The following is a 16,811-nucleotide window of genomic DNA, read 5'->3' as shown; positions in this document are numbered from 1 at the left end:
TGGGGGAAAGCTTTCAGATGATGGGATTCGCAGGGACGTGCAGCTATTGACAAATCTATATGGTTTTTTTGTTCTCCGTACTCACGAAAATGATGCGTTATTAGATAATCGACGTTTTCAAGAATGGCGAAATCAGTTGCATTTATTGCTCGGGGAACAAGTGCGACAACCCTATAGTAATGCTGGCAAAATAGAATCCAATGAGAATGCTTTAGCCAGAAAAGTGTTAGCTGACTATGGCGTTGATTTTAAAGAAAATGATGTTTTGATGATGGCAAATCCAGCTGATCGTGTTAAGGGTAATAAATACAACGGTCATCAGGAAGTCCATCAAGACAGCACATTCTTAAAAGTCGTTCCTGATTGGGTGGTGTTTACAGTCCTAGAAAATGCTCAATCAGGAGGGGAAACTCGTGTGGCGAGTGGACAGCATCTTTTAAATGCTATTCCTTTGCCTTATCTAGCTGTTTTAAAAGAAGCAGATGCTGTTACCTTTTTTAGGGAAGGAACGGATGGTCATCTTAGTAAACCAATTATTAATTACCATAAGGAAAAAAGATGCATTACAACGGGTTATCGCGCCGATGGTGATGTTGAATATAAATGTAAAAGCGCTTTGACTCAGATAGCAATGAACTGGATCTGGAATTTTAATAAAGATCCAGAGAATTACACAAGCGTTTTGTTAGAAGAACTTAGGGAAAGTTTAGTGCTGGCAAATTTAGTTGCTTTTCATGGTAGAGAAGGATTTACTAACTCCGAAACGAAGATTAGAAAAGTTCTGCGTTGGACTTTCGATAATAATACTGCCAATCCCATCGACCAGGGAATTTATTTTACTGGACACAAAGAACTAGAAAAGGTGGTTACAAGCCAAAGTTTTGAGGCATATTTACAAGATGAATTGGCCTGGAAAACACAAAGCGACATTCTCTCTAAACTTGCTTACTTTAGTCCCGATAACTATCCAGAAGACTTAGAGAGTAAACTCAGAATAGAGGATCTTAATAGACAAGTAAGTAATGACAAGAAGATATGAATAATTGTGAAGACAATTTTAGGCAAAAAAGGGACAAAAATAATCAGCATAAAAATATGATTATTTTTTGTAACGAAGATATTATCGCTAATATAACTCTAAATTTTTTGCTTCCTTTTTTGAGCAATATAAACTTTAAAGTTCATATATTTTTGTCACAAAAAGTATCGAGAAAAGCAGAAAGCCAAGTCGAAAAATTGTCTAAGTTTAATTTTTTGACTAAAGATTATATCCGTAACATAGTTTTCCCTGACATTGAAAAAAATCTAGGCAATAAAAAATGCCATTTGATGACATTCAATCAAATGGCGAGACACTACGAATGCAAATTGTATCGCATCAAAAGTACGAAAAACAGAGAAGAACAGGAGAAAATTATTGCTATTTATAAAGAACATGAACCTTACATTAGTTTGTCTGTAAGGAACAATCTAATCATCAGTTCAGAAATTATTAAAGTAGCAAGTGAATATGGTGTGGGTAAGATTTTCAATATTCACTCATCAAAACTTCCTGAACGTGCTGGCGTGTGGTGTTCCTTGTGGGATATGGCTGGGGGGGCGACGATATGGCTTGAAACGATTGATACGTCAAGAGTGTAACGATCTGTGATAGAAAAAGATAGGTCTCAAATTGTCAATAAGACCTATCTGTTGCAAATGTTACCCTTATTCTATCAAAAGCATCTTAAAATTCAACTAAAGTATCGTAATTTTATTTTATTAAATATTTTAGTGATGCTTGTACAATCAATCAAAAGAGTTAGCATAGAAAAGTTAGCAAATGCTTTACCTCTTGGAATAAAATTTGAAAGTATAAGAAAAAGAATTCAGCGCTTTTTGTCTTTACCAAATCTAAGATTTGAAACTATTTGGTTTCCTATCATAGCTAGTATACTAGAAACATACTTTGAAACAGATGAACTAGTTTATATAGCAATTGACCGTACAAATTGGGGTAAAATAAATCTTTTAGTAACTAGCCTGATTTGGGATAAAAGAGCATTGCCAATATACTTTACTTTGATGCCAAAATTAGGTAGCAGTAATCTTAAAGAACAGAGCAGTCATCTATCAACATAATTCCCATTTTTAAGATTATAAAATTTGCCTATTGGGAGATAGAGAATTTTGTTCTGTTAAGCTAGCGAAATGGTTGTCAGAAAAGTCTGTATACTTTTGTTTACGTCTCAAAAAAAATGAGTTTATTGAAGTCAAAAAGAAAATTTGGATTGAGTTATCAAATCTTGGGTTAATACCAGGAACTTCATTCTTTATTAAAGGAGTAAAAATAACTAAAATAAAGGGATTTAGCACTTTTAACGTTGCATGCAAATGGAAGCGTAATATTTCCGGATTTATCCCCAAAGAAGGATGGTTCATTATGACAAATTTAAATTCCTTAGAATTGGCGATTGCTGCTTATAAGAAACGGTTTGGCATTGAAGAAATGTTTAGAGATTTTAAAACAGGAGGCGATAATTTAGAAGACACTAATGTCTATGGTGATCGGTTGATTTCGCTAATTTTATTGATATCAATAGCCTATACTTCTGCTACCATTCAAGGACAGCAAATTAAACTAAAAGGAATTCAAAAATATATCGGCAGAGTAAAAGAAGATGGCCGTTCACAACGACGACACAGTAGTTTTTATATAGGATTATATGCTCAAAATTGGGTCAGTTTTAGCGATGAGTGTATTAATTTAGTACGAGAATTAATGAGACTTAATCGTAATAAATGGAAGTATTATTTACGAGGAATGAGAGCTAAATCGCTTGTCCTGTCTGCTTTATAACTATTTTCGTCGCCCCCCCAGGGGATATGGCTGAAGGAAAATCTCTTTACGGCACTTTACATATTGTTGAGGAAGGAATTGATACAGGTAGCATCATAGGAGCTTACTCTGTAGATCTTAATAAAAACTACAGCTATCTAAAAAATTTATGTTTAATTTACAAAAAGGGTGCCCAAATATTTTTAGAATACATCGATGAGTTAGCTCAAGGATATTCTTTTCCTTTTTCTTGGGATGTAAAACAGGATCTTAGTAAAAGAACATATTATCGTACTCCCACTTACCAAGAAGTTAATCAAATGGAGGATTTGGGCATACAACTATTTTATTACAGTGAATTTTGCGAAATTCTAGCATATTATTACCTAGAAAAAACAGTTGAAACTTTCCAATTAGTGTAGCTTTACCGAAGACAAATAGAATTAATGAAAACTCCAGATCTGAATTTAGAAACAGACAAAGATTTCTGTACACAAAAAACAATTATTACCTACGACTCGGACAGTAACATTGATTATCAGTCTTTAGAGGCGGGCACGATTGTCAAATATCATCTCAGTAATGACTTAGATATTTTACTAGAAAGCCATCCTAATGCTTGGACACCTTCTTCACTATTTTCCCTCACAATGTGTGAGCTAGTAGCTGCTGATGATTGTAGGGGCAAGGTGGTGATGGATTTTGCTGGTGGCTTAGGCATGTTTGGCATAGTCGCCGGAAAAGGTGGTGCAGCTCAGGTAATTGGCACGGAATTAAACCCTTATGCCGTTACCCTGCAAGGAAGCAATTGGGCATTGAATGGTCTTAACCCAAAAGATTTCCAAAGTTTTGAGTCTAACTGCTTTGCTGCAATTCAAGGGAATCGAGAGATTGAAGGGAAAGTTGATCGCATTTATCTCAACCCGCCAGCACTACCTGATACGGAGGAAAAATTGCAAGCAAGGCTGAAGTTTGCTGACCAATTTCGGGGTGAAGAATGGAACCGCAATGGCGATCGCGGCAGACTAGTAATGGACACTTTAATTACCCAAGGTAGTTCCTACCTGGCACCAGGAGGGGAAATTCTCTTCATCGCCACCAGTAAAAATGGCCCCAGACTAACCCATAGGTTAATGGAAAAATACTGGGGAAAAGGAATTGAAAGCGATAGTGACAATCCTTTAGACTATTCTATTAACTGGGAAGAGCGGGGTGATGCCAATTGGGCTGTTGTCCACAGAATTAATGTTGCCTTAGCTAACTATCACACAGAGTTTGTCCAAAGCTATCAAAAACTAGCAGATCTAGAAGGAGAACCCTCCCCCTTTCTAGAAGAAGAGGGCAATCTCTATCAGCAGTTATATTTTATCCGTGCCAAGAAAGCATGAGTAAACTCCTAAGTTTTGCTCATGCTAAAGTAACTTTAGATTTAAGAGAAAAAAGCAATGTCAAACCACGCAAAGATCATCAATAAAGCTACTGCCGAAAATTTTCAATGGGGAACTGGCTGTCAAGGATGGCATTTATTAGCCAATGACAATTTAACCGTTGCACAGGAAATTATGCCTCCCAACAGCAGGGGAGTAGAACATTACCACGAAGTTGCCCAACAGTTTTTCTTTATACTTGAGGGTGAAGCATCTATAGTAATTGAGAACACAACACATGTTCTTAATTCGGGTGATGGCATACTAATATCTCCGGGAGCGCTGCATCAAATTAGGAATGAATCAAGCAATGACCTACACTTTATAGCCATTTCTTCGCCGAACAGCTTTCACGATTTTAAGAACGAAGTGGGAGAAGTGCCTGCGGATTGGAAACCAGATTTCTTTCCTAGCCAGAAATCCTGAATCTTAACCTAATGGAACTAATGCAATGATCAAGATCGCAGAAAAAACATTTCTGGTAACAGGAGCAGGAACAGGAATCGGCTACTCCATCGCCGAACATCTTATTGGGTCAGAAGCACGAGTTGTGGTGCACTGTAATTCCCATATTGAGCCAGCCCAGAAGTTAGCATCCGAAGCAAAAACGGATTGTGTTGTAATTCAAAAAGACTTATCCGAGCCCCAAGCAGGACAAGAATTAGTGGAGGAAATTATTAATCTGGGATATGCCATTGATGGTGTTGTTAATAATGCCGCCATCATGACCGAACTCAGCTTGGATGATAATCCCTCAGTCTGGGAAGAAAAATGGCTCAAAACTCTTCAAGTTAACCTGATTGCTGTTAGTTCCATCACCAGACGCGCCATAGAACACTTTAAGTCCAAGGGAGGAGGAATTATTGTCAATATTTCCAGTCGTGCAGCTCATCGTGGTGACACCCCAGAGTGTATGCACTATGCAGCCTCCAAAGCAGCACTGAGTAATTTCACTAAAAGTATTGCTCGAAACTTCGCGGCTGATGGCATACTAGCCTATTCTATTTGTCCCGGCTTTGTTGATACCGAGATGACTGCGGAATTTACCCAAAACTATCCTCTGTCTGAGATATTATCAGGTATTCCCCTACAGCGAATCGCCCAGCCAGAGGAAATTGCTGCCATGGTGGTTTTCCTCTTATCCGGACAAGTCCCCTCGGCAACTGGAACCAACATTGATATTAATGGAGCCTCATACGTGCGCTAGAGTGCATCAGAGAAGTGGTGTTAGGTGTTAGGTTTTGGGTGTTAGATGTTGGGCTTTAGATAATGACTAAACGAAAAAGGTGATCCAGGTGATCGAAGTTAAGAGTTATCGAGACTTAAAGGTTTGGAATCGGGCAATGGACTTGGTTGTACTATGCTACCAACTTACTTCTAAGTTACCAAAAACTGAGATTTATGGACTGAGCAGCCAAATTCAACGAGCTGCCGTTTCAATTCCAGCTAACATCGCTGAGGGGAAAGGGAGACTGCATTTGGGAGACTATATCCATCATCTCTCCATAGCTAATGGATCTCTGAAAGAATTGGAAACACATTTGCTAATTACTGGTAGATTATCTTATCTTAAAAACTCGGAGTTACAACCTGTTTTAGAGCTAAGCGATGAAATAGGAAGAATGCTCAACATTCTGATCGAAAAACTCAAGGATAATAAGAAAAATTAGGTCATCGGAAGAATTGGTGTTTTACCTAACACCTAACACCTAACACCTAACACCTAACACCTAACACCTAATACCTAACACCCAAAACCTCAAAGTATATGAATACCATACCTCAGTTATTTGAAGCCCAGGTAGAACGAACACCTGATACTATTGCGGTTGTGTGTGACAACCAGCAGTTAACCTACCGAGAACTTAATGGCAAAGCGAACCAGTTAGCCAGCTATTTGCGCTCCTTAGGTGTAGAACCGGAAACCCTTGTGGGGATTTGTGTGGAGCGTTCTATCCATACAGCGATCGGACTTTTGGGGATTCTTAAAGCAGGGGGGGCTTATGTGCCCTTAGATCCATCCTATCCGAGCGAGCGTTTGGAGTTCATGCTCCATGATACCCAGGTGTCAGTGCTGTTGACGCAACAGAAATTGGTGGCGGAAATTCCCGAATATCAAGGACATCTAGTTTGCTTGGATACAGATTGGCAGAAAATAGCTGTAGAAAGCAATACTAACCCAGTCGGTAGGGTTGGAGCAGAAAACTTAGCTTACATTACCTATACTTCTGGGTCAACCGGAAAGCCAAAAGGGGCAATGATGCCCCATAGAGCGGTTTGTCAAAGCTGGGGCTGGCTTCAAGAGACTTTTCCCTATCAGAAAAGCGATCGCGTTTTGCACAAAGCCTCTCTCAGCTTTGATGTTTCCAGTCGCTGGGAGTTATTTTGGCCTCTAATGGCTGGAGCTTGCGTTGTTTTAGCAAAACCAGACGGTGAAAAAGATAGTGCTTACATAGTTCGGCTAATCGCCCAAGAGCAAATTACCGTTGCTTATTTTGTTTCCTCTATGCTCTCGATTTTCCTGGAAGATCCGGGCTTGAAGAGTTGCAGGAATCTCAGACGAATCTTTGTAGGTGGGGAAGCATTTCCCTTTGCTCTCAAACAACGCTTTTGGGAGAGCCTTCCCAATTGCGAAGCAATTGAAATCTACGGCTCTACTGAAACCATTGTTGTTAGCTCCTGGAACTGTCAACCAGAACCAGAACCGCGTAACTTTTCTATAACTCGCCCGATTGCTAACCTGCCAATTTATATTTTAGACCAGCAAATGCAACCCGTTCCCAGAGGAGAAACTGGGGAACTTTACGTAGGCGGAGACTATCTCGTCAGGGGGTATCTCAACCGCCCAGAATTAACAGCAGAAAAATTCATCACCAACCCCTTTGAAAATTCAAAAGTCATAGACGCGAAAGCGGCTTCTCGAAGAGTAAGTCAAAAGTCAAAATTATACAAAACAGGAGACTTAGCTCGCTATCTTGCCGATGGTAATATTGAGTTACTCGGTCGTAGCGATCATCAGGTAAAAATTCGCGGTTTCCGCATTGAACTAGGGGAAATTGAAGGAGTACTTACTCAACACCCTGTGGTGAGACAAGCCGCAGTAATTGCTAGGGAAGATATTCCGGGTGACAAGCGCTTAGTCGCTTATATTGTCAGCACTGTGGGTGAAGAATCTCGGATAGAAATTGTGCCAGAATTGCGAAGACTTATCCAAGCAAAGCTGCCAGAATACATGCTTCCTGCCGCATTTGTGGTTTTAGACGAGTTGCCCCTAACCCCTAATGGTAAGTTAGACAGGCGATCGCTCCCTGCACCTAATCCCGAACGACCTATTTTAGAGCAAGAATTTGTCCCACCCCGTACCTCACTAGAAACAAAATTAGCCCAACTCTGGAGTCAGGTTTTACACATCCATCCAATTGGCCTGAGGGACAACTTCTTTGAATTAGGAGGAAATTCTCTGCTAGCAATTCGGCTCCTTTTCCAAGTAAGACACGCTTTTGGAGTTGATTTCCCCCTACGCACCTTGTTAGAAGCACCCACAGTAGCTAACATGGCTGAAGCAATCGATAAATTCAGCAACTCAGAAGAGGCTGCAGGGATTGAAAGCATGACTGTGGAAGAGTTGCTTTCAGAAGCCGTTCTAGATCCCACCATCAAACCGAACTTTACTTCTGTTGGGTATTATTCCGAACCCAATGCTATTTTATTGACTGGAGCAACGGGATTTCTCGGTGCTTTTTTACTCGATGAACTCCTCAGACAAACCCAAGCCAGGATTTATTGCCTGGTTCGTGGCTGTAAGACTACTGCTGAAGGCAAGCAGAAAATTACCAACAACCTAGATCGCTATTTACTGGAATATGAAAATTTCAACTCCCGGATTATTCCAGTGATAGGGGATTTGTCCCAGTCACTTTTGGGACTACACGACCAACAGTTCGAGGAGCTAGCGCGGGAAATCGATATTATCTATCATTCTGCCACTTTCTTGAATTTAGCCTATCCCTACACAGCTATGCGAGCAGCCAATGTGGGAGGAACTCAGGAAATCTTGAGATTAGCCAGTCAAATCAAACTCAAGTCCGTCCATTTTATCTCTTCACCCGCTATTTTTAAGTCAACAGGGTATTTCAACAAGCCATCCATTCGAGAAGAAGACCCTCTGGAAGATTGTGAAGTAGTCTATGGAGGCTATGCTCAAAGTAAATGGGTAGCAGAAAAATTGTTGAAAACCGCACATTCTTTTGGTATTCCGGTTAGTATATACCGACCAGGGACGATTAGCGGGCACAGTAAAACTGGCGCATCTAATGCCGAGCAAACCTTAGGTCGCCTGCTCAAGAGCTTTGTCGAGCAAGGCATTGCTCCCGATCTCAATATTGAATTCGATTTGACACCAGTAGACTATGTTAGTCAAGCCATTGTTTATCTATCTAGGCAGAAAGAATCCCTAGGAAAAAGCTTCCACTTAGTCAATCCTCAGTGTTTGCAGATAGGGGAGCTAGTCGATCTCATTCGTTCTCTCGGCTACCTTATCGAGCAAATAGACTATCCCGATTGGGAATCAAAAATGCGGGATGTGATCTTGAGTTCCCCAGAAAATGTTTTAAGTCCCATCTTGCCGTTTTTAACGAAAAAAATTCCTGGAACTCAGCTAACCTATTTAGAGGCATCCTCTTTCACGTCAAAGTTGGATTGCGAAAATACTGTTAAGGGACTTGCTAAGTCTGGTATTACTTGCGCGTCCCCAGACAGCCAGTTGCTTCGGGTTTACCTTCGGCAAATCGAAGAGTTTCCATTTAGCATGTAGGAGGGATAGAATCGATTGATATGATTTCGATATATACTCCGACGACTAGACATCTCCGAAAAATAATTAAATTGTGGTAAACTAATAGAAAATAGCGTTTATAGCAACAGACTTCAATTCAGCAACGGCTCAATTCGATTTCTTCCAATCCTCTATATTTGGTGCTTTCACGAACTCAGGAAACATGACCTCAAAACCGCTCTGACGCTCAGAAGCTGGTTCATCACTCATATTCAACAAGGTTTCATAGAAGAAAAACGACACACCAGCAAATCCCCGCAGTCGGACAGCATCCACTTGCCGCTGAATTTGTGATACCGGAACTAAACGAGTTCTGAGACCACTTAAAATCCCAATTCCTACCGGAATATGACTCCGTGCTCTTTTGACTTCTGTCTTGTCTAATTCCGAGATAAAAGTGCTGAAATTATCTCGATAAATCTGGACAATTAGTTCCTCTACCAAACCCCGTTGTTCCCAAGTTGCCCAATCAGCTAAAAAGAATTGGTAAGAAAAACGCTGGGGATTGGGAGATAGGGAAATAATCACATCATTGTTACTGTCTTCAACACTGTCTTTAACTGCTCGAAACAGCTTGGTTAGGAAATCCGTAATTTTATTTGCTCGCCACCGTACCCATTCCTCATCCTTTGGGTCAGTGGGGGGAGATTTACCTTGGTGTTCTTTTTTGTACAATTCTACTGTGAAATCATCGTAACCAAAGGTCACTGGCAAGCCAAAGTGGTCATCGAATTGGATCCCATCAACATCATAGTTGTTGACAACTTCGATAACTAAATCTTGAATAAATTGCTGTACCTCTGGTTTAAAAGGATTGAGCCAAACAATCTCTTGTAGTCTTTCATCCTCTGGTTCTAATCCTTTAGTAGTTTGAGTCTTGACCCCATCTTTGGTTTGGGTCAGCCAATCTGGGTGGCGTTTGGCTAATTCAGAATAAGAAGGTGCTTTGAAGCCAAATTCAAACCAGGGAATAACTCTCAAACCATTGTCATGTCCCACCTCGACAATCTCTTTGAGAACATCTCGTCCTCCCTGTACCCCCTTTTCTGGGTCAAATAAGTCTTTTTCTAACTCCGTGGATATTCGTGCTTCCAGTCCCACTACCCGTTTAGCTACTTGAGACGGATATAGTGTATAACCCCAATTCCACACTGTAGGATATACCGTGTTAAAGTTCAGCTCCTTAAGTTTTTCTAGGCTATCCGTTACTGCTGTAGTAGAAAACAGTACCTGACTATCAATATTTGTCAGCCATACCCCCCTTAACTCCGCTTCAGTAGAACCAGGAGTTGGTGGCTCAACCTTAGCAATGTATTGATTAGGAATCAATCCAGTGGTTTGGGTAGCTTGGCACAAGAAAGCAGCTACCTCAGCTCGACTAGCTTGTTGGTTAGGTTTGAATTGCTTCACATTAGGGGGATTGACCACAATCTGATTTTCCGTAGCTGCTGCGATCGCATTTTGGGCATAGTTCGGAATTGCCGTAGCATCAGTAAACGCTGCCTTTAAAGTCTCTACGGAAGGGTTAACCGGTTGATACTTCAATCCACTCGCTAAAGATACTAAGGCTTGGACACGAGGGATATTTTGCTTAGGCCGGAAAACTCTACCAGGATAGCCAGCCAAAAATCCCGTTTTATCAGCATTACGAATAGCCTGATTAGCCCAGTAATTAGTTGGTACATCCACGAATTTTTGGTCAGTGCGCACTTGAGGAGCACTAGGGAAAGCCTTCAGAAGCAGTGCAGCAAACTCAGCTCTGGTGATCGGAGCATTCGGTTTAAAGGTACCATCTGGGTAACCCCTGATAATATTTTGTTGTGCTAGTTTGGTGATACACGGCTGTGCCCAATAATTCTCTGGGACATCCTTAAAGGTACTACTGGCGTAGGATGGGGAAAGCTGGCATAGAGGAATTATCATGCCGATCACAAATAGCAAAATCCACCAACCCTGATGTTTAATGGTTTGCTGAAAGGAAACCAGTCTATTTACCAAGGCTATAGGCCAGAGTCTGAGTAACGGTTTCATGGGTTGAACAAGCTCCGGGTGAGGTGTTGGGTTAATCAGGATTTTGATTAACCGCGAAGATGCAAAAAACACCAACACTAGAGTAGCAGAGGTGATGGATTAGCTTCTAGCAAAAGAAGCCCCACATCTCAATGCGCAGCATGAGTGTTTAAAGTTACCGTAAGATAGGGTCGCTTTTATGGTTAGTCGGTTATGCGTAAAAGGGTTAAATATGCATGTAGTAAAGCGACCCTATCTAAGGCGCGCGTCTTATGGGATGAATTTTGCGCTCTTATTGCATGGAATAAGGAAACAATTACAATTGAATATCGTCTATACTAGATGTAGTAGGGAAAATCAATTAAGAGCTAACCGCCACCTACTAATTAAAAATAGAAATTATTGTATTGTTCCGGCGCGGAGGGGCATCCCGTGTCGTTAATAAAGCTTACCGAGTATCCGAACGCGCCCCGCGTCGGCGAAAGCCGATACCGTTGGGTGGAGTTGGTAAGAAGCCCACACTGAACCGTGCTTGTCAGTGTGGGAGTATGTCACAGGAGGAATTATCTCATGGAGCTAATTAACCGTTACCGTGGCAGTCTCTTAGGATTGGCTGTCGGGGATGCAGTCGGTACTACTTTAGAGTTTAAGCCACCAGGCTCTTTTACCCCGATTCAAGATATGGTGGGTGGTGGGACTTTTGGTTTGAAGCCTGGCTACTGGACTGATGATACATCCATGGCTCTGTGTTTAGCCCATAGTTTGATTGAGCAACAGGGGTTTGATCCAGTTGATCAATTACAGCAGTATCTGCGATGGTCCCGAGAAGGTTATCTCAGCAGCACAGGTCAGTGTTTTGACATTGGAAACACAGTATCCCAAGCCTTGCAGCAATTTCAAATAACCCAAAACCCTTACTGTGGTTCCACAGCTCCCCGTAGTGCTGGTAATGGGTCTATCATGCGCTTGGCTCCTGTGCCTTTGTTTTATGCTAAAAAACCCAGAGAAGCGATCGAGAAATCTGGTGATAGTTCACGCACCACTCATGGAGTAGCAACCGCTGTCGATGCTTGTCGCTACTTGGGGGCCCTGCTAGTGGGAGCAGTTAATGGAGTAAGCAAAGAAGAACTGCTTTCGGAACTCTATTGCCCCATTCCTCAATACTGGCAAGAAAACCCAATGGTTGGGGAAATACACGAAATTGCCACAGGATCCTTCAAATACCGCCAGCCCCCAGAAATTAAGGGGACAGGTTATGTAGTCAAATCCTTAGAAGCCGCGTTATGGGCCTTTGAGCACAGTAGCTCGTTTCGGGAAGGCTGTCTGTTAGCCGTCAACTTGGGTGATGATGCTGATACCACCGGGGCAGTTTACGGACAATTGGCAGGGGCATTTTATGGATATCAAGGGATACCAGAATCTTGGCGTTACCGACTAGTTAAACGGGAGCTGATTGAGTCCACAGCTGACCAACTATTTGCCCTCGCTCAAAGCGCTTAAGTTATATCAAGTAAGTTATATCAATAGTTATAGCGTTTCAAATACTTATGAAGTACATTCCATTTGCTTCCCCCCTCCCACCCTTCCGCCAGCAGTAGGGGGAATTCCGACTCCCGACTCCCGACTCCCTAAAACCCTAAGGGCGAAAGTCCCTCACCCAGAAGCCAGGGGACTTGATATTAAATAGAATAGACCTGACCATCAATTAATAATCGGGTAATTCCTTTAGCTTGCAAATAGGAAGAGGTCTTCTGAAGCATCTGAGCATCAGGAACCTTGATGACTCGCTCAGAACGGTTAGAAAAACGCCGTGCTACCCTATGGTTTTCAAATACTGGCAAGGTTGTCTCTTGAACTTCTTCGTCAGGAATTTGTCCGAGGTCGCTAAACTCATTCAGAGGGCGAGCAATTAACTCCGCCGCTCGGCTGACTACCAAATAGCAGGTTTTAGGAAGAGAAGCTTCCGAGAGGGGCAAAATTTCAATGTAAGAACCGCTTTTAGCCACAGAGGTTCTGATGGATTCGTGAATCTCAGGATCTGGCAAGTCATCGTCCCAATCTTCATCTAGGTCATCTAGATCATCTAGGTCATCTAGGTCATCTAGATCATCTAGGTCATCCAAATCCTCTAAATCATCATCTTGATCCAAATCCCCTAAATCTTCGTCCAGCAACTCAGCGAATCTCCTAGTTGCTAGTCCCTTATCCTCAGGTAAGAATTCATCTTGGTCATCAACAGACTTATCTTCATCTGAACCTGATGTGGTAATATCTAGTTGCAGTTGGGTATGTTGCTCCTCTTCCTCCACTGGTGGTTGAGTAGCCACAGAGGAACGCTTACGCCGCCGACGTCCATCAGTAGAGGTTGAAGTCAATAAATCACTGATAGATTCTGCTAATGGTTCATTTGCTAATGGTTCATTTTCGAGTCCAACTAGTGATGATTGAGCTGCTGAATCTACCACAGGCTTAGCCGTTTTGACAGTAGAAGAGGAAACATGATCAGCAGTACGATTAGAGCGCTTTTGTTGGATTAGAGCCTCGTATTCTGGCTCCAACAAGTTGCTCTTAAGGATACGGCTAATGGTGGAGTTACTAACTCCATAACGGTCAGCCAGCGTTGAAGTTGTCTCTGCTGTCTGTCGATATAGTTCTAGGATGTCCTGTTTATCGACATCAGATAGTTTTCTTGGACTCATGCTACTTTTTCAGCTCGCCTGCGTGAACCACGACGGGAACGGCTCGATATTTGATATTCCAGGGCAGCCCCTATTGCAAACAATACACCACTGAATACAAAAAAGACTTCTGGTAAACCGCCACTTTCGTAGTTCGGTCTAGTCTCAGCATACTTAAACCACATATCTGCAATGTACAGGCAAAATGTGGCAGCGGCAATCATTTGCCAGGATTGGGAAAAACGTCCACCCCAAAACGCTAACAGTAGGGATGAGGCAATAATCAGCAGAATTACATCGAAAGCAATGTAGAGGGTCGTCAATTGGTTTGAATAGGCACTCAGTGAGTTGTCAAGTTCAATAGCCCACCTTGGAGAATTATGATCGGTACTCTGATTTGCCTCAGAGTTGGTTATTTCAGATGGCTCTGCCGAGATGACCATAGCATTATTGTCCTTGACCGGAACTGCTGTGGTCGAGTCAGAAATAGAATACGCAATTATCAAATCACCAGATTCAGGAGTGCTGGATTCGAGGGAAGGGGCAAGTAACAGCAAAGCAGCTAAGGCCATCCCCACTATGGCAATCGCTACAATCGTTAACCCTTGCCAAAGTTCTAAGTTTAAGCGCCTGGGAATAACTGCTAAAAACATGCCTACCCCAAGACATACGTAGGACGATAAGTAAAACACATCTGCTAGTGATACATCAGGGTTAAGGTGAAAATACAGCTCCCACACACCGAATATCAAGTCACCCATCAAATAGAACAGATTCCCCAGACCAAGTCCTAGCCAGACATTTCGTCCACTGGCAATCTGAGGGCTACGCCAATTTCTGAAACAGAGAATACTTGCTACTAGGAAGGGTATACATTCTAAAAAGTAGGTAGTAATCAGGTACCAAAATGGACTTTCTTGCCCAGGGGATGTAATCCCAAACAGCAAGAAGAATAATAGGGAGATAATCGCCCAAGCAATACCACCATAGATGATGGTATTGCTGCTGAGGGGGGATAGATTACCTGATGACCGTTCTGCAGAGCTGCTCATAAGGAATTTCACACTTATCACTGACTAGCACAATAAGACTATGGTTAGGCAGCTAAAATATCTATGATTCTTAAGCTTATTTTCAATTGTAGATTATTGCCATAGATTACCAAGATCAGAGTTGTTAAGCCAGTTGATAAACTGAGTTTGCTCCTGAGGGGGCATATCCTGCAATATATCGCTAACCCCCTGAGCAAAGTTGGTATTGCCAAAATAGTCTTTACCTAAGCGATAGAGTTCTTGCAACAGGGTGATCAAATCATGTTCTTCCCAGGTAGGAAAATCAGAGTTGGTAAGGGGGTCGATTTTGAGCAATTGTTGTACAGCTTGGGTCGATTCAACCTGGGGAAAGTTTAAATCTATCAAGATCTTGGCGATATCCTTCTGAAACAACCCAGCTTGTCTAGCTCCTAAGAAGTCTTCCACATCCATATACACCGTCTGTAGTAGCAAAAGACAGGCTTGAATGTAGGATACCCTAGTGCCCTCAGAGCTGGGTTCAGTGCCTAATTGCTCCAGACGGATTTTTCCCCAAACGCTGTAGCGGTCAGGTTCTTCCAACAATACACAAGCTTTGCCCCGATTATCGGTGAGGTCTCGCCAGAAAGCTATGGCTTCCTCTTCCTGAGTGGAACCAAATACACTGAGCAGGCGAAAGGTTTGCCCCTGGTAATTGAGAATCGGGATTTGCTGCTCCCTCTGTGGGTGCTGAATACTAGAGATTTCAACATCCTGCCTTTTCAAAATAAACATGATACTGGCACATGACTCCTGACAGGGTCAGGGGGTGCTGTTGACGAAGTGTTCTAACCCCCTAGTACTCTGTCAATTTAGTTTTGAGGGTTAGGGCAAGGTCGCACGGTGGCACGGTGGCAAGGTGTTAAGTCATACCTAATGCCTAGTAAAAGCGTGCCTAATCCGGAAAAGTATAGTTTACCCCTCAATTCAATTTTGACAGAGTACTAGTCACTATCTCCTGATCAGAATCCTTGTGACAGGGTCTGACTAAGTTCTGATCAGTGACACTGACTATGTACCTACCTTAACTCGGGTTCGAGCTAAGTGCCTTGAGTCTTACCGCTAATTGAGACAAGCAATCGATAATTGTGGTGGCTATCCACTTAAGCCCAAGGCTCTCCTGAGATCGGGAACGGGGAACGGGCAACGGTTAACGGGGAATGCTTTCTGTTACCGGAGCCATTGTTGCTTGATCCTAAGTTCCCTGTTCCTCCTTGACCTTGACTGTCCCGTTTGAAATTGGTATAATAGTTGTTTATGGTTTACCGACACAGGAGTGAATACCCCCAAAGCGCCTTGATAGGACTAGGTATTAGCCACACAGAGACTGGTACCCGATCACCAGCCAAGCAAAAACAGTTTTTTCTGATGTATGATATAGCTATGCCCTCGTAGCTCAGTGGATAGAGCAAGGGATTTCTAATCCCTGGGTCGTGGGTTCAAATCCTACCGAGGGCGCTCTTTGGTTATTGGTCAAAAGTCAATACCATCTGGCTTAATTTGGCTCACAAAATACATAGGACTAAGGTCTAAATGTAAAGTGATGTTGCGCTCCTCTTAAAAATTATTGAGAAATCCCCCAAACCTGGATGAGACGCATATGCTTAGCTAAACCGCGAGAAGCCCCGCACTTTACCCGATAGGGTAAGTGTCTTGAAGTTACCGTAAGAATAGGGTCGCCTTTATGGTTGGCAGGCTATGCGGAAAAAGGTTAAAACTCATTGATTAAGGCGACCCTATTCTAAGGTTTCATCTCTAGGATGACAGCGGGGCAAGGGTCGTAACGGAGCTTGCCAATTAACTGTGACATACTAGGTATAGTAGGGACATCAAATTAAGAGCTAATCGCCACCTACTAATTAAACCTTGACAACAAAGAATATGGGGTGACCTTCAGAAAAACTCGATAGTTTGAGTTATCTGTGAATGGGTAAAATTCCATAGGTGCGCTTTCCGTCGGCGAATTAAATTCGC

13 protein-coding genes, 1 tRNA gene and 1 pseudogene are annotated in these 16,811 nt (G+C 42.3%); 11 read left to right on the top strand and 4 right to left on the bottom strand.

Going from position 1 to position 16,811, the window contains the following annotated elements:
* The 9 genes and pseudogenes from LYNGBM3L_RS03895 to LYNGBM3L_RS03855 form a co-directional block, all read left to right on the top strand.
* On the top strand, positions 1 to 1,039 hold a 1,039-nt coding region (locus tag LYNGBM3L_RS03895), incomplete at its 5' end, for a TauD/TfdA family dioxygenase (RefSeq protein WP_207554329.1).
* Positions 1,036 to 1,641, top strand: coding sequence for a formyl transferase (locus tag LYNGBM3L_RS03890; protein ID WP_008179328.1), 606 nt, complete (start codon positions 1,036 to 1,038; stop codon positions 1,639 to 1,641). The genes LYNGBM3L_RS03895 and LYNGBM3L_RS03890, both read left to right, overlap by 4 nt.
* 57 nt (positions 1,642 to 1,698) lie before the next feature.
* A pseudogene (locus LYNGBM3L_RS03885) lies at positions 1,699 to 2,839 on the top strand (IS4 family transposase).
* A gap of 26 nt (positions 2,840 to 2,865) precedes the next feature.
* The gene (locus LYNGBM3L_RS03880; protein ID WP_008179321.1) at positions 2,866 to 3,240 is read left to right on the top strand and encodes a formyl transferase; all 375 of its coding nucleotides are present in this window, start codon (positions 2,866 to 2,868) and stop codon (positions 3,238 to 3,240) included.
* Between the two features lie 24 nt (positions 3,241 to 3,264).
* Positions 3,265 to 4,206, top strand: coding sequence for a methyltransferase (locus LYNGBM3L_RS03875; protein WP_008179320.1), 942 nt, complete (start codon positions 3,265 to 3,267; stop codon positions 4,204 to 4,206).
* Positions 4,207 to 4,263: 57 nt separating this feature from the next.
* The gene (locus LYNGBM3L_RS03870) at positions 4,264 to 4,671 is read left to right on the top strand and encodes a cupin domain-containing protein (RefSeq protein WP_008179317.1); all 408 of its coding nucleotides are present in this window, start codon (positions 4,264 to 4,266) and stop codon (positions 4,669 to 4,671) included.
* Between the two features lie 25 nt (positions 4,672 to 4,696).
* Positions 4,697 to 5,452 (top strand): SDR family NAD(P)-dependent oxidoreductase, encoded by a 756-nt coding sequence (locus tag LYNGBM3L_RS03865; protein ID WP_008179315.1) that lies wholly within the window; start codon positions 4,697 to 4,699, stop codon positions 5,450 to 5,452.
* 88 nt (positions 5,453 to 5,540) lie between these two features.
* Complete coding sequence (locus tag LYNGBM3L_RS03860) at positions 5,541 to 5,915, top strand: four helix bundle protein (RefSeq protein ID WP_071986791.1); 375 nt, start codon at positions 5,541 to 5,543, stop codon at positions 5,913 to 5,915.
* Positions 5,916 to 6,013: 98 nt separating this feature from the next.
* On the top strand, positions 6,014 to 9,058 hold the full coding sequence (locus tag LYNGBM3L_RS03855; RefSeq protein ID WP_008179311.1) for a non-ribosomal peptide synthetase family protein: 3,045 nt from the start codon (positions 6,014 to 6,016) through the stop codon (positions 9,056 to 9,058).
* Between the two features lie 129 nt (positions 9,059 to 9,187).
* Here the strand turns inward: LYNGBM3L_RS03855 and LYNGBM3L_RS03850 are convergent, their stop codons facing one another.
* On the bottom strand, positions 9,188 to 11,110 hold the full coding sequence (locus LYNGBM3L_RS03850; protein WP_044492238.1) for a glycoside hydrolase family 10-like protein: 1,923 nt from the start codon (positions 11,108 to 11,110) through the stop codon (positions 9,188 to 9,190).
* A gap of 549 nt (positions 11,111 to 11,659) precedes the next feature.
* On the opposite strand from LYNGBM3L_RS03850, the gene LYNGBM3L_RS03845 reads away from it, so the two are divergent.
* A complete protein-coding gene (locus LYNGBM3L_RS03845) occupies positions 11,660 to 12,589 on the top strand; it encodes an ADP-ribosylglycohydrolase family protein (RefSeq protein WP_008179308.1) in 930 nt (309 codons plus the stop codon).
* 179 nt (positions 12,590 to 12,768) lie between these two features.
* Here the strand turns inward: LYNGBM3L_RS03845 and LYNGBM3L_RS03840 are convergent, their stop codons facing one another.
* From LYNGBM3L_RS03840 to LYNGBM3L_RS03830, 3 genes are all read right to left on the bottom strand, one after another.
* Entirely contained in the window at positions 12,769 to 13,788 is a 1,020-nt protein-coding gene (locus LYNGBM3L_RS03840) for a helix-turn-helix domain-containing protein (protein WP_008179306.1), read from the bottom strand.
* Positions 13,785 to 14,819: a hypothetical protein gene (locus tag LYNGBM3L_RS03835; RefSeq protein ID WP_008179304.1), complete on the bottom strand. Its 1,035-nt coding sequence runs from the start codon at positions 14,817 to 14,819 to the stop codon at positions 13,785 to 13,787. Before LYNGBM3L_RS03835 ends, LYNGBM3L_RS03840 begins: the two co-directional genes overlap by 4 nt.
* 93 nt (positions 14,820 to 14,912) lie before the next feature.
* Entirely contained in the window at positions 14,913 to 15,572 is a 660-nt protein-coding gene (locus LYNGBM3L_RS03830; RefSeq protein ID WP_008179302.1) for an Npun_F0813 family protein, read from the bottom strand.
* Between the two features lie 650 nt (positions 15,573 to 16,222).
* Between LYNGBM3L_RS03830 and LYNGBM3L_RS03825 the strand changes: the two genes are divergently transcribed.
* Positions 16,223 to 16,295, top strand: a tRNA-Arg gene (locus LYNGBM3L_RS03825).
* Positions 16,296 to 16,811 lie beyond the last annotated feature (516 nt).

The sequence above is a fragment of the Moorena producens 3L genome, assembly GCF_000211815.1.
GTDB classification, from domain to species: domain Bacteria; phylum Cyanobacteriota; class Cyanobacteriia; order Cyanobacteriales; family Coleofasciculaceae; genus Moorena; species Moorena producens.
Note: the sequence above shows the minus strand (reverse complement) of the source record. Positions and strands in the feature narration are given on the sequence as shown.

Excerpts from the sequence above, each read along its gene's own strand:
- LYNGBM3L_RS03890 (WP_008179328.1), top strand. The coding sequence starts at position 1,036 with ATGAATAATTGTGAAGACAATTTTAGGCAAAAAAGGGACAAAAATAAT.
- LYNGBM3L_RS03880 (WP_008179321.1), top strand. The coding sequence starts at position 2,866 with ATGGCTGAAGGAAAATCTCTTTACGGCACTTTACATATTGTTGAGGAA.
- LYNGBM3L_RS03875 (WP_008179320.1), top strand. The coding sequence starts at position 3,265 with ATGAAAACTCCAGATCTGAATTTAGAAACAGACAAAGATTTCTGTACA.
- LYNGBM3L_RS03870 (WP_008179317.1), top strand. The coding sequence starts at position 4,264 with ATGTCAAACCACGCAAAGATCATCAATAAAGCTACTGCCGAAAATTTT.
- LYNGBM3L_RS03865 (WP_008179315.1), top strand. The coding sequence starts at position 4,697 with ATGATCAAGATCGCAGAAAAAACATTTCTGGTAACAGGAGCAGGAACA.
- LYNGBM3L_RS03855 (WP_008179311.1), top strand. The coding sequence starts at position 6,014 with ATGAATACCATACCTCAGTTATTTGAAGCCCAGGTAGAACGAACACCT.
- LYNGBM3L_RS03850 (WP_044492238.1), bottom strand. The coding sequence starts at position 11,110 with ATGAAACCGTTACTCAGACTCTGGCCTATAGCCTTGGTAAATAGACTG.
- LYNGBM3L_RS03845 (WP_008179308.1), top strand. The coding sequence starts at position 11,660 with ATGGAGCTAATTAACCGTTACCGTGGCAGTCTCTTAGGATTGGCTGTC.
- LYNGBM3L_RS03840 (WP_008179306.1), bottom strand. The coding sequence starts at position 13,788 with ATGAGTCCAAGAAAACTATCTGATGTCGATAAACAGGACATCCTAGAA.
- LYNGBM3L_RS03835 (WP_008179304.1), bottom strand. The coding sequence starts at position 14,819 with ATGAGCAGCTCTGCAGAACGGTCATCAGGTAATCTATCCCCCCTCAGC.
- LYNGBM3L_RS03830 (WP_008179302.1), bottom strand. The coding sequence starts at position 15,572 with ATGTTTATTTTGAAAAGGCAGGATGTTGAAATCTCTAGTATTCAGCAC.